13 protein-coding genes and 1 tRNA gene are annotated in these 12,512 nt (G+C 60.8%); 6 read left to right on the plus strand and 8 right to left on the minus strand.

The window, feature by feature from the left end:
- Nucleotides 1–15: 15 nt before the first annotated feature.
- The 7 genes from ACM5SV_RS07485 to ACM5SV_RS07515 all read right to left on the minus strand — a co-directional run bounded on the left by ACM5SV_RS07485 (nt 16) and on the right by ACM5SV_RS07515 (nt 6,749).
- On the minus strand, nt 16–891 hold the full coding sequence (locus ACM5SV_RS07485; protein ID WP_222014625.1) for an ABC transporter permease: 876 nt from the start codon (nt 889–891) through the stop codon (nt 16–18).
- On the minus strand, nt 888–1,835 hold the full coding sequence (locus tag ACM5SV_RS07490) for an ABC transporter permease (protein ID WP_012759396.1): 948 nt from the start codon (nt 1,833–1,835) through the stop codon (nt 888–890). The genes ACM5SV_RS07485 and ACM5SV_RS07490 overlap by 4 nt, the downstream gene beginning before the upstream one ends.
- Nucleotides 1,836–1,960: 125 nt before the next feature.
- A complete protein-coding gene (locus ACM5SV_RS07495) occupies nt 1,961–3,469 on the minus strand; it encodes an ABC transporter substrate-binding protein (RefSeq protein WP_012759395.1) in 1,509 nt (502 codons plus the stop codon).
- A 91-nt stretch (nt 3,470–3,560) separates the two neighbouring features.
- The gene (locus tag ACM5SV_RS07500; RefSeq protein ID WP_012759394.1) at nt 3,561–4,292 is read right to left on the minus strand and encodes a FadR/GntR family transcriptional regulator; all 732 of its coding nucleotides are present in this window, start codon (nt 4,290–4,292) and stop codon (nt 3,561–3,563) included.
- 209 nt (nt 4,293–4,501) lie between these two features.
- A complete protein-coding gene (locus ACM5SV_RS07505; protein ID WP_012759393.1) occupies nt 4,502–5,944 on the minus strand; it encodes a M81 family metallopeptidase in 1,443 nt (480 codons plus the stop codon).
- Nucleotides 5,945–5,972: 28 nt separating this feature from the next.
- Nucleotides 5,973–6,401 (minus strand): hypothetical protein, encoded by a 429-nt coding sequence (locus tag ACM5SV_RS07510; protein WP_164902313.1) that lies wholly within the window; start codon nt 6,399–6,401, stop codon nt 5,973–5,975.
- Between the two features lie 273 nt (nt 6,402–6,674).
- Nucleotides 6,675–6,749 (minus strand) — tRNA-Gly (locus tag ACM5SV_RS07515).
- Nucleotides 6,750–7,005: 256 nt separating this feature from the next.
- Between ACM5SV_RS07515 and ACM5SV_RS07520 the strand changes: the two genes are divergently transcribed.
- The 4 genes from ACM5SV_RS07520 (at nt 7,006) to ACM5SV_RS07535 (ending at nt 9,711) form a co-directional block, all read left to right on the plus strand.
- A complete protein-coding gene (locus tag ACM5SV_RS07520; RefSeq protein ID WP_012759392.1) occupies nt 7,006–7,515 on the plus strand; it encodes a prolyl-tRNA synthetase associated domain-containing protein in 510 nt (169 codons plus the stop codon).
- Nucleotides 7,516–7,675: 160 nt separating this feature from the next.
- The gene (trxA, locus tag ACM5SV_RS07525) at nt 7,676–8,650 is read left to right on the plus strand and encodes a thioredoxin (RefSeq protein WP_017995462.1); all 975 of its coding nucleotides are present in this window, start codon (nt 7,676–7,678) and stop codon (nt 8,648–8,650) included.
- A gap of 176 nt (nt 8,651–8,826) precedes the next feature.
- Nucleotides 8,827–9,513, plus strand: a complete 687-nt coding sequence (locus ACM5SV_RS07530; protein ID WP_017995461.1) for an LON peptidase substrate-binding domain-containing protein — start codon at nt 8,827–8,829, stop codon at nt 9,511–9,513.
- Nucleotides 9,514–9,522: 9 nt separating this feature from the next.
- A complete protein-coding gene (locus ACM5SV_RS07535) occupies nt 9,523–9,711 on the plus strand; it encodes a Trm112 family protein (RefSeq protein ID WP_017995460.1) in 189 nt (62 codons plus the stop codon).
- A gap of 45 nt (nt 9,712–9,756) precedes the next feature.
- On the opposite strand, the gene ACM5SV_RS07540 is transcribed toward ACM5SV_RS07535, so the two are convergent.
- Nucleotides 9,757–10,971 (minus strand): ubiquinone biosynthesis hydroxylase, encoded by a 1,215-nt coding sequence (locus tag ACM5SV_RS07540; RefSeq protein ID WP_012759388.1) that lies wholly within the window; start codon nt 10,969–10,971, stop codon nt 9,757–9,759.
- 83 nt (nt 10,972–11,054) lie between these two features.
- On the opposite strand from ACM5SV_RS07540, the gene tesB reads away from it, so the two are divergent.
- Both tesB and ACM5SV_RS07550 read left to right on the plus strand, forming a co-directional pair.
- Nucleotides 11,055–11,939 carry an acyl-CoA thioesterase II gene (gene tesB / locus ACM5SV_RS07545; protein WP_012759387.1) on the plus strand — a complete coding sequence of 295 codons (885 nt, stop codon included), beginning with the start codon at nt 11,055–11,057 and terminating at the stop codon, nt 11,937–11,939.
- A 210-nt stretch (nt 11,940–12,149) separates the two neighbouring features.
- Entirely contained in the window at nt 12,150–12,500 is a 351-nt protein-coding gene (locus ACM5SV_RS07550) for a P-II family nitrogen regulator (protein WP_003543684.1), read from the plus strand.
- The last annotated feature ends 12 nt before the right edge of the window (nt 12,501–12,512 follow it).

Here is a 12,512-nt window from a genome sequence, read left to right on the forward strand (position 1 = left end):
TGTCCTTTCAAGAAATCATGCTTCGCGCGGATCGAGCGCATCGCGCAGGCCGTCGCCTAAAAGATTGAAACCGATGACGACGAGGAAGATCGCGGCTCCCGGCCACATCGCCATCCATGGCGCCTGGGAGAGGAAATTCTTGGCGACGTTGAGCATCGAGCCCCAGCTCGGCGCCGGCGGCTGCTGCCCGAGGCCGAGGAAGGAAAGGCTCGCCTCGGCGATGATCGCCGTTGCGATGGTCAACGTCGCTTGCACGAGGATCGGTGCAAAGACGTTCGGCAGGATATAGCGGGTGATGATGCTCGAGGACCGGAGGCCGATCGAGCGGGCGCCCTCGACATATTCTTCGGTCTTGACCGAAAGCACCTGGCCGCGCGTCAGCCGCACGAAGACGGGCATGGCCGAAAGGCCGATCGCAATCATCGCATTGGTCAGGCTCGGGCCGAGAAAAGCTGCAAGCGCAATCGCGGTGATGAGGAAAGGCATGGCCAGAAAGGCTTCGGTGATGCGGGAGATCACCATGTCGATCCAGCCGCCGAAATAACCGGAGATCAGGCCGAAGGGCACGCCGATGACAACGGCAATCGCGACCGAAAAGACGCCGGCCATCAGCGAGGCCTGCGCACCCCAGATCATCCGGGAAAGAATGTCGCGGCCGATGTCGTCGGTGCCGAGCCAATGGGCGGCGGAGGGCGCCTTGCGGATCGCCGACCAGCTTGTGGCGTTCGGATCGGGAATCGGAAGGAGGGGGGCGGCAACGGCGAGGATTGCGAAGAAGGCGATGATCGCAAGGCCGACGAGCGCACCCTTGTTGGCCTTCAGCTTGCGCCAGGCACGGCTCGGCGAGCGGTCGATCGCAGAGGGAATGACGGTCTCTCCGATCGCGGTCATAGGGCGGCCCTCATGCGTGGATTGAGCAGGACGTAGAGAATGTCGGCCAAGAGGTTCATCAGGATGAAGCCGATTGCGGTGCAGATCACCACGCCCTGGACGACAGCGTAGTCACGGTTGAAGACGGCGTCGACGATGAGCTTTCCGAAACCCGGAATGGTGAAGATCTGCTCGGTCAGCACGGCGCCCGCGAGCAGTTCGCCGAAGAGCAAGGCAGTCAGCGTCACGATCGGCAGCATGGCATTGCGGAAGCCGTGTTCGAGCACAACCGAGCTTTCAGCAAGCCCCTTGGCGCGGGCGGTGCGGATGTAATCGGTGCTGAGGACGCTCAGCATCGCTGAGCGTGTATGCCGCATCAGCGTCGCGGCCAGCGCATTGCCGAGCACAAAGGAGGGCATCAGCATGGTTTCCAGCGAACGCAGCGGATTGCTGAAGAAGGGTTCGTAGCCGGATGCCGGCAACCAGCCGAGATTGACCGAAACCAGCAGGATCAGCATGATGCCGAGCCAGAAATTCGGGATCGACAGGCCGGTCAGTGCGATGATGTTGGCGAGATAGTCGATCATCGTGTTCTTCTTGACGGCCGCCAGGATGCCCATCGGCACGCCGATGACAAAGGCGAAGATCATCGACATGATGGCAAGCTGGATGGTGACCGGCAGCTTTTCGGCGATGAGCTGCAGAACCGGCTGGTTGGTGCGCAGCGAGATGCCGAGGTCGCCTTGCAGGGCCGCACCCAGCCAGCGGACATATTGATAGGGCACGGGATCGTTCAACCGGTACTTCTCGCGCAGGAATTCGAGAACCTGCGGGTCGCGTTCCTCGCCGGCCATGGCAAGGATCGGGTCGCCGGGCAGCAGCTTCTGCAGCGAGAAGACGAAGACCGAAATGATCAAAAGCGTCGGTATGGCGACCAAGAGCCGTTTGGCGATATAGGTATACATGGGCGATCCTGACACGACTGGGGTCATGCGGCGGAGGGTTTCCGCCGTATGATTTGCTGGATCAAAAAGTAGAGCATGATGTCGTCCGAAAACCGCTCACACATTTCGGCATCATGCTCTAGGGATCAGCCGGCTTTCTTGACGCCGACGAGGCGGATCATGCCATCCGGCGACGGAACGAAGCCGGTGATGTTCTTGTGCAGCGCCCAGATCCAGGACTGATGGCCGAGATAGATGATCGGCAGATCGTCGTTGAGGATGACGGCGGCGGCATCGTACTTCTGCTTGCGTACGGCATCGTCGGTCGATGCACGGGCTTCGTTCAGCAGCTTGTCCACCTCGGCGTTGCAGTATTTCGTGTCGTTGATACCGCCCTTGCAGGTGATGAACTGATGGATATTGCCATCGGGATCGACGCGGCCGGACCAGTCGGAACGGCTGAGCTGATAGTTGCCGGCGGTCTGCTCGCTCAGCAGCGTGGCGAATTCCGTCGATTTCAGGCTGACGTCGAAGCCGGCTTCGCCGACCATCGACTGGATGATCTGCATCATCTGCATGGCAACGGGATTGTTCGGGATCTGCAGCTCGATCGGCACGCGGTCGAAGCCGGCTTCCTTGATCAGCGCCTTGGCCTTGTCGAGATCGCGGGCGGGGACGGGAATATCCTTGTCGAACCACGGGCTGCTCGGCGGAAAGGGCTGGTTGCCGGAGACCGCCGTGCCTTCATAGACGATCTGGTTGACGGCATCGCGGTCGATCGCCAGCGAGAAGGCCTGGCGCAGGCGTTTGTCCTTGCCGAAAGGATTGTCGGCACGCGCGCCGTTGCCGATATTGGTATAGAGCGCCATGTAGCCGGTGCCGACGGCGTCGGCATAGACCAGGCTCGAATCCGCCTTCACGGCTTCAGCATCGGTCGCGGCCAGGCGCTCGATCATGTCGAGATCGCCGGAACGCAGATTGGCGAGGCGCACCGTCGTATCCGGGATCGGCAGATAGGTGAGCTTGTCGATGAAGATCTTGTCCTTGTTCCAGTAGTCCTGGAACTTTTCGAGCACGATGCGATCCTGCTGGATGCGTTCGACGAACTTGAACGGACCGGCGCAGACCGGGTGATCGCCGAACTTGGCGCCGAGCTCCTTGGCGGCCTTCGGCGAGACGATCATGCCGGCGCGGTCGGAAAGCTGGGCAAGAAGGGTGACGTCAGGCGCCTTGAGGGTGAACTTGACCTCGTATTCGCTTGTCGCCTCGACCTTTGCGACCGAGGTCAGCTCGCTCTTGCGGCGTGATTCCGGCAAGGTGATGTTGCGCTCGATGGTGGCGACGACGGCTTCGGCGTTGAACGGGGTCTCGTCATGGAACTTGACGCCTTGGCGCAGCTTCATGGTGAGCTCTTTGCCGTCGGCCGACCAGCTCCATTCGGTGGCAAGCTGCGGCACGATCTTCAGATCCGGCGAGACGTCGACCAGCTTGTCGCACATTGCAGTATAGACGATGCGGCCGACGAAGGTGCGTGACTGCGCGGGATCGAGCACGTCGGCATCGTCCTGCAATCCGATCTTCAGGTCGACGGCGAAGGCAGGAAGCGCAAACAGCGCGCCGGCAACGGTGGCGGTCAGCAATTTGGCGATCTTCATTCCATTCTCCTCTGTTCTGTTTGTTTGGTTTTGGCTTCCATTCCGGCGGTTATGGCCCGCCCGTCTCTCTTCTCCCTGCTCACCTCGCTGTTCAGGCGAGGGTCTTGTCGACCTCCGTTTCGCTATGATCGAGCGAGGTGATGCGGATGAGGCTTTCCTGCAGCGTCAGCAGATGCTGGCGCATCGCTTCGCCCGCCCTGGCAGGATCACGAGCGGCGATCGCATCGACGATCGCCGTGTGCTGACCGAAGGTGACGGGCCGCGTCCGGCTGGCGCTGCGGGCGCGCTCGCGGATCGTCTGCCAGGCCTCGTCCTGGCGCACCCGGTTGATGACGTCGAAGATGGTGAGGAAGAAGCCGTTGCCGGCGCATTGGGCGATCTGGCGGTGCAGCGCCCCGTCCCAGAGTTCGCGGCCGTCGGCATCGGTGCTTTCGTAGATCTTCTTCACCAGATCATACATGCGCTCGATATCGGCGGCCTTGGCGCGCATCGCGGCAAGCTGGGCGAGCTGCGGTTCGATGCGCAGGCGCACTTCCATGACTTCCATGAGATCGGTGCCGGCAACGATCGAGCCGACATGATCGCTCCAGCCATCGGGGCGCGGGCCGGCATAGGTGCCGGAGCCTTGGCGGCGCCAGATGCGGCCCTCAGCCTCCAGCACTTCGAGGGCACGGCGGACGGCACGGCGGCCGACGCCAAGCATTTCCGAAAGGGTGCGCTCGGTCGGCAGCTTGCCGTCGGCGTCGAGACTGTCGGACCGCAGCAGAGCCCTCAGCCTCTCCAGCGCATAATTCGAATTGCCCTGCGTCTCATCCATCGGCATTCGCTTAATGGTCCGTACCAATTTTCTATTGGTTCAGTCCAAACCAAATAGCGCCGACCGTCAAGCGCTTTTTTGTGCAAATCCAAATCTGCCCGTTTTTTGCTCAAATCCCGCTATTACCGCGATACGGGAAAGCAGTCGATCGCGGCGACAGGGCGGCGCCGCGATCGACAATGTCATCCAGAAAATGCAATTGGTTCAGCTGAAGCTCAGGCCAGCGTCGAGCGTGCGGAGAGAAAAACCTGCGGCTCGAAGGCAAAATCCTTGTCGAAAGGATAGGTCGGACGCTGCTTGCGCAGCCGCGGCAGGCGCTCGACGAACTGATCGACGACCCCTGTTGATAGCGCCATCAGGTTCGGATTGGCGATCGGCGCCAGTTCCGGCGAGAGATAGCCCGATTTGACGACGATGATGCTGGCCTTGTGTGGGTCGAGGCCGAGCCGGGTGAAGTCGACGATGTTGTGATAGGGCCGACGCTTGGCGGAGAGCACGAGATCGATACCACTGACCGAAACTACCGCCTGGCGGTCTGTGGGATCTGATGTCTCATGCAGGAACTTGACCGTGAAGCGGCCGTGAACGGGCTTGCTACCCTGGGTGTCGAGCGAGGCGCCGACACTGAGCTCCAGTTCCGCACCGATGCCAGCGGCATAACAGGCCTCGGTCGCCGCCTTGTCGGCGATGCCGGCAAAGACGACGCCGGTGGCGCCCCTGGCAATCAGCTCTGCCAGCACATCAGCCCGGTCCCCAACGCCGCCGCCGGTCGGGTTGTCGCCGGATTCGGCAAGCACCACAGGAGCGGTCGGGCTTGCGATCGCCCTTTCGACACATTCCTCGAGCGTGCCGGTCTTGCAGCCGAAGACAAAGTCTTCGCGCGCATCCCAATAAGCCCTCGCGAGGCGTTTGGCCTCGCGCTCCAGCACGGTGCGGTCGGTGCCGGTCATGATCGCGGCGGCGGTGGCGCGCGGTTCGTCGGCCCAGACATAGCCGACCATCAGCGATGCATCCCAGACGCCGTCGATCGCATCGATCCCAGGCAGCATGTCATAGAGGCTCTTTGCCGGCTCATCGACGGTGCTGGTGCGCTCGCCGGGCAGCACGACCGGGATCGGCACCCAGAGCACGACCGGCCTCTCGCCGGTTTTCAGGCTCTTTACCAGCATGGAAACGGAGCGGCGCATCGTCTCTTCGACATCGATATGCGGCGCAGTGCGGTAGGTGGAATAGATATCGAGCGCATCGATGATGCGTTGCGTGACGTTGCCGTGCAGATCGTAGCTTGCCGAGACCGTGCAATCCTTGCCGACCAGCGCACGGGCCGCGCTGATCCAGTCGCCTTCCGCATCCTCCATGCCCTCGACATACATGGCGCCGTGCATGGCGAGATAGAGACCGTCAAGCGGCAGCATCGGCTTCAGCCGCTCGAGGAATTCACCCTTGAAGGCCTCGTAGGTGGCACGCGAAACCGGGCCGCCGGCGATGGCGCGGGCATGGATCGTCGGCAGAAATTCGGCAGCGTAATCCCTGAGGAAGGCGAAATACGGCGCTTCCAGCAGCGCCGCGCCGCGCAGCACGCGGAAATCCTTCTCCTCGTTCAGGACGGGGTTGTATGTGCTGCATTCGATATGAATGCCACCGACGGCGATGCGCATGGGAAACCTCAGTTGATGTTGGGAGCAGTCAGAAAGTTATGGGCGATGCTGGCAACCCGGCTCCAGCGCCGGTATCGACGCGCCGGGTGCGGATCTGTGTCGGTCGACTGAGTTGTGCTGCGATAAACTGAACATTCGGGATCCGATCCGCAGACGCGTCCTTTTGCCTCGACAATAAGTTTACAAACGAACCAATCAACCAAAATAAATTACAATCTTGATCTTCTAAGCCGGCGTCGAGGTCGAAAGTGCCGTAATCGGTGAGCCTCCGACCGGCTCGGTTTCTTCCGTCGGATGCCGCGGGCCGATTGTTGCCGACAAACGCGGCCGCATCGCCATAAAGAAAAAATCCCACTTCGGGATCCCGAAATTTCCCCGCTTCGGGATCCCGAAATTCGTCGCGTTTTGGGTGGTGTCGCCGCGAGGAAACATCCAATGATTTCAACACCGCAACCAATTTCGGGATTCCGAAGTGCTATATAGATTATGGTGGGGGTCTGGCTGGCCGATGAATTCAGCGCAGCGCCTCGACAGGTTCGCCGAACAGTAAGTCGATGCGCCCACCCACTCAGAGGCTATCGTCGTATTCTTCGAGAATGGTTATCCAGCTCATGGATTCCTGCCAAAATGAGCTCGGAGCAGCGCAAGGCGTCAAATCTGCTCTTGCCGTGCGTTGGCGCAAGGGCGTCTATCCCGGCGCTAAGCAGACATTTAATTTTATTTGAGAAACTGGAGCGGGCGAAGGGATTCGAACCCTCGACCCCAACCTTGGCAAGGTTGTGCTCTACCCCTGAGCTACACCCGCTCAATCCACATCGGTCCGGGGTAGTTGTTGGACCGTGGGCGCCGCCTCGCGGCGACCGGCGCTATATGGCCTAACGGGTTTTCAAATGCAACAGGGAAATGACGGAGAGGCGAAGAAAAATTCTGGTGTTCGCTGACGCCCGGCAGAAAGGCCGCAAATGCGGGGCAAAGCGTCGGTCGCAAAGATTGCCAAACGATGTGGACCGCCTTAATCAGGACGCCTCGCTTTTTTCCCTTCCTGTCCAATGGATTGCCCGATGTCCGAAAATGCCCCGAAGACAAGAGAAGAATTGTTTGCCTTTCTCGACGGGCTCGGGATCGCCCATAAGACGGTCGATCATGCGCCTGTTTTCACCGTGGCGGAATCGGTGTCGCTGCGCGATGAAATCCCCGGTGGCCACACCAAGAACCTGTTCGTCAAAGACAAGAAGGACAGGTATTTTCTGCTGACCGTGGAGGAAAATGCTGCCGTCGACCTCAAGCAGGTGCATAATGCGATCGGCGGGTCGGGCCGGGTTTCCTTTGGCAGACCGGAGAAGCTGATGGAGTATCTCGGCGTCGCTCCGGGTTCGGTGACGGCCTTCGGCGCGATCAACGATACCGCTGAGAATGTCACCTTCGTGCTCGATGCCGAGCTGATGGCGTACGAGATCGTCAACTGCCATCCGCTATCCAATGATGCGACGACCTCGATTGCGAGCAGCGATCTTATCCGTTTCATGGAAGCGACGGGACATAAGCCACTTGTCTTGAAAGTGACGTCCTGACATACGATTTTAGCGCTAAAGCGCGTCTCGATCTTTTAGATTCGCCTGCCGCGCTTTAGTCTTTGGTTTTGCGCATGCCTTTATCGCAAAACCGCCACACAGTTTTGCGCGACATGCTTTAGCAAAGACGCCGGCAGGATCGGCGCGGCGGGAGATACCTATGAGCGGCAGCGACAACCCCTATAATGCTTCCTTCGGAAATCAGATGACGGCGACGACAAACTTCGGTGCTGCGCCGGAACCCGCGGCTGCGGCCGGCAGCTACATCACGGAGACGACGACCGCGAATTTCGCCAAGGACGTCATCGAGGAATCGCGCAAGCAGCCGGTACTGGTCGATTTCTGGGCACCCTGGTGCGGCCCGTGCAAGCAGCTGACGCCGGTCTTGGAAAAGGTCATCAACGAAGCCAAGGGCCGCGTTCGGCTGGTCAAGATGAATATCGACGACCATCCCTCGATCGCCGGTCAGCTCGGCATCCAGTCGATCCCCGCCGTCATCGCCTTCGTCAACGGCCGTCCCGCCGACGGTTTCATGGGCGCGGTGCCGGAAAGCCAGATCCAGCAGTTCATCGACCGGATCGCCGGTCCGGCCGGCGCCGACGAGGCGGCCGAAATCGAAGCGGTGGTTGCGGAAGCGGCGGAACTGCTTGCCACCGGCAATATCGACGAGGCCGCTCAGCTCTACGGCGCCGTGATGCAGGCCGATCCCGAGAATGCCAAGGCGCTTGCCGGCATGGCCGAATGCATGATCGCAGCCAACCAGCATCAGCGGGCGCGCGAAATACTGACGGAATTGCCGGAAGAGCTGGCGAAAGACGCCGGCATCCAGGCCGTGCTGATGAAGCTCGAGCAGATCGAGGAGGCCCGCAAGCTCGGTGATCCCGTTGCGCTCGAGCGTGAACTGGCCGCCAATCCCGATGACCACGAAGCGCGGATCAAGCTTGCCAAGATCCGCAATGTCGAAGGCCGGCGCGACGAAGCGGCCGACCATCTGCTGCTGATCATGCGCAAGGACCGTGCCTTCGACGACGACGGCGCCCGCCGCCAGCTGCTGCAGTTCTTCGAGGTCTGGGGCTTCAAGGATCCAGCGACGGTTGCAGCGCGGCGCAAGCTTTCGGCGATGCTGTTTTCCTAGGGCGCCGCGCATCCGCAGCACGCGCCACGGTCGGTCTATCGCATTGAATCGGTGCAGGATCTTTTCCGAGAACCGATTCCGATTTTCGGCGTACGAGTTAAGTTTCGAGCATCTGCCCTTGCGTTTTCGGACGAGGGCACCACATTCTCGTCAGGACGGGCAAGCCCGTTACAAGAATGCGGGACGGTTTCATGCAAGTCGGGAATGCCAGATACCTGAAGCCGGGCGATCTGCCTGATGCGATCGCTGTCTTCCCCCTGACCGGCGCCCTTCTGCTGCCGGCCGGGCAGCTTCCCCTCAACATTTTCGAGCCGCGCTATCTGGCGATGCTGGATGCAGCACTGACCGGAAACCGTCTGATCGGCATGGTGCAGCCGGCATTCGGCGAACACGAGGACAAGGGCGGCGAGCCCAACCTTGCCGCCGTCGGTTGCCTCGGCCGCATCACCTCTTTCGCCGAGACCGGCGACGGGCGCTATATCGTATCGCTGACCGGCGTCTGCCGCTTCCGGCTGCTGGAGGAGAAAGCGACCAGCGATCCCTTCCGCATCTTCCGTATCGCCCCTTTTATCGCCGACCTCTCGGCCGCGAATGAGGAGGAGGCGGTCGATCGCGCAGCGCTTCTGACCGCCTTCAAGGCCTATCTCGATGCCAACAAGCTCGAGGCCGACTGGGAGAGCGTCGAACGCGCGAGCAATCTGACGCTGGTCAATTCGCTGGCGATGATGTCGCCCTTCGGGCCGGCGGAAAAGCAAGCGCTGCTGGAGGCGCCTGACCTGAAGACGCGAGCCGAGACGCTGATCGCCATTACCGAAATCGTGCTGGCGCGCGTCTTCGGTGACTCCGATACGGTTCTGCAGTAGACTTCAGCCATGGACGAAAAACTCAGCCGCGTCGATCCAAAGCTGCTCGATCTCCTGGTCTGCCCGCTCTCCAAGGGCCGGCTTTCCTATGATCGCGACCAGAATGAACTTGTCTCGGAAAAGGCGCGGCTTGCCTATCCGATCCGCGACGGCATTCCGATCATGCTGGTGTCAGAGGCTCGCCGTCTTGATGAATAGAGCGTCCTTAGCGTTTCCGATTTCGAGTTATGCGCAAGCGCCTCTTTAAATCGTCTCTCCGGCAAGCAGCCGCGGATTGTCCTTTGCCGTCGTTCCGGCCGCCTGGCCGATGAAGAAGGATTTGAGGCGTGGCAGCCGGTCGACGATGCCGAGTCCGACGTCGCGGGCGATGCGGATCGGCGTTGCGTCGTTGGAGAAGAGCCGGTTCAGCACGTCGGTCGTCACCCCCATACGGAAAGTGTCGAAGCGGCGCCAGGTTTGGTAGCGCTCTAGGATATTGATCGAGCCGATATCGAGGCCGAGGCGATCGGCATCCACGATGGTTTCGGCAAGTGCCGCCACATCTTTGAAGCCGAGATTGAGGCCCTGCCCCGAAATCGGGTGGATACCATGGGCGGCGTCGCCAGCCAGCGCGAAACGCGGCGCGACGAAGGAGCGGGCGAGCGTCAGGCCGAGCGGGAAGGCACGCTTGTCGCCGATCACTTTCAGGCTCCCAAGCTTGTGGCCGAAGCGGCGTTCGAGCTCTTCCTCGAAGATCAGGTCGTCGGCGGCGACCAGCCGGTTGGCATCCGGCGTGCGCTCCGTCCAGACGAGCGAGGAGCGGTTGTTCTTGAGCGGCAGGATGGCGAAGGGGCCGGCCGGCAAAAAGTGTTCCTCGGCGCAGCCGTCATGCGGCCGCTCGTGTTCGACGGTTGCAACGATGCCGGACTGGCCGTAGTCCCAGGTGACGGTCCTGATGCCGGCGAGATCGCGCAGTTTCGAGCGCACGCCGTCGCAGGCAACCAATAGCTTGGTTTCCAGCGTACCACCGTCCGAAAGCGTGACGGTGACATGAGTGTCGTGGGTTTTCAGCTCCGTGGCGCCGAGCCCATGGCGGATATCGATGCCGAGCCGCTCGCAGGCGCCGCGCAGGGCTGCGACCATGGCAACATTCGGGATCATGTGGGCGAAGGGCCGGCCTTCGGAGACTTGGCCGTCGAAGGTCAGAAAAACCGGACGCACCGGATCGGAGGTCTTGGAGTCGGTGACGATCATCTTGGTGATCGGCTGGGCTTCCGGCTCGATCTCGTTCCAGATGCCGAAGACCTCGAGCATCTTTGCCGCCGCCGCGATGACGGCGGAAGCGCGCGTATCGTTTTTCCAGACATGCTCGGGGGCCGCCTCGACGACGGCGACATTCAGATGGGGTGCTGCCTGTTTGACCGCTACAGCGGCGGAAAGGCCGACATAACCCCCGCCCACAACCAGCATGTCCAACATCGCGCCGCTCCCGTACCTTGTGCCTCAGATGTGCTCTATATAGATCATCGCAACTTCACTTCCTACCGCCGGGAGACATAGAAATGACGCGCGAGACATCAGAGCCTTCGGCGATGGAGACGCTGCTTTCTACGCTCGACCTCGAGCCGATCGAGGTCGATATCTTCCGCGGCCGCAGCCCGAAGGTCGGCTGGCAGCGGGTCTTCGGCGGCCAGGTGATCGGCCAGGCGCTGATGGCGGCGCAGCGCACCATCGAGGGCGAGCGTTTCGTCCATTCGCTGCATGCCTATTTCATGCGTCCCGGCGATCCCTCGGTGCCGATCATCTACCAGGCGGAACGCATCCGCGATGGATCGAGCTTCAATACGAGGCGCGTCGTCGCCATCCAGCACGGCAAGGCGATCTTCGCGCTGTCGGCCTCCTTCCAGGTGGAGGAGCCGGGCTTCGAACATCAGATTACGATGCCCGATGTCGAGATGCCGGAGGCGCTGCTCGGCGAGCAGCAGATCAAGGAACAGTATCTCGCGCACGCGCCGGAGGCGATCCGAAAATACTGGCAGCGCGAGCGGCCGATCGAGATCCGTCCCGTCTCGCTGACGCATTATTTTTCCGACAGGAAACTCGATCCGAAGCAGGATGTCTGGGTGCGCGCTACCGGCCCGGTTCCCGACAACAGGCTCTATCAGGCGGCCGTGCTTGCCTATCTTTCGGACATGACGCTGCTCGATACGTCGCTCTATGCGCACGGAACGTCCATCTTCGACCAGAGCCTGCAGGTGGCGAGCCTCGATCACTCCATGTGGTTCCACAGACCCTGCAAACTCGACGACTGGCTGCTTTATACGCAGGACAGTCCGTCGGCTTCTGGCGCCAGAGGATTAACCCGGGGTAGCCTATTTACGCGATCGGGTGAGCTGATTGCCTCTGTCGCGCAGGAAGGTCTGATTCGGAAAAAGGCAAATGAATAAATAATGTGCATCTTTTTGAATTTGCGCGTTATTTGTGCGCTTATCGGCCGGTCATTTGCCTGTTTATTGGCATTATTTATTATAACCTTTATTTTTCAATAACTTACGATCTGCCTTGAATCTGGCACGCCCCTTGAATGTATATCGCCGGTCGCTGTTCAGGAACGTCAGCGGCAAGGAGAGTCGGCTCCGTGCCGAGGATAACGAAGGATGGGAAACCAGATGAAAATTGTGATGGCCATTATCAAGCCGTTCAAGCTCGATGAGGTCCGCGAAGCCCTTACGGCGATCGGTATTCAGGGGCTGACCGTAACCGAGGTGAAGGGCTACGGGCGCCAGAAGGGGCACACCGAAATCTATCGCGGCACCGAATATGCAGTCAGCTTCCTGCCGAAGCTCAAGATCGAAATCGCTGTTGCATCGGAACTCGTCGACAGGGCGGTCGAGGCCATTGCGGCATCGGCCAAGACCGGCCAGATCGGCGACGGCAAGATCTTCGTCTATTCGATCGACCATGCCGTGCGCATCCGTACGGGCGAAACCGATTCAGAAGCGCTGTAAGAACGGCAGATC

The sequence above is a fragment of the Rhizobium sp. CRRU65 genome (assembly GCF_048551595.1).
Taxonomy (GTDB): Bacteria; Pseudomonadota; Alphaproteobacteria; order Rhizobiales; family Rhizobiaceae; genus Rhizobium; species Rhizobium leguminosarum_J.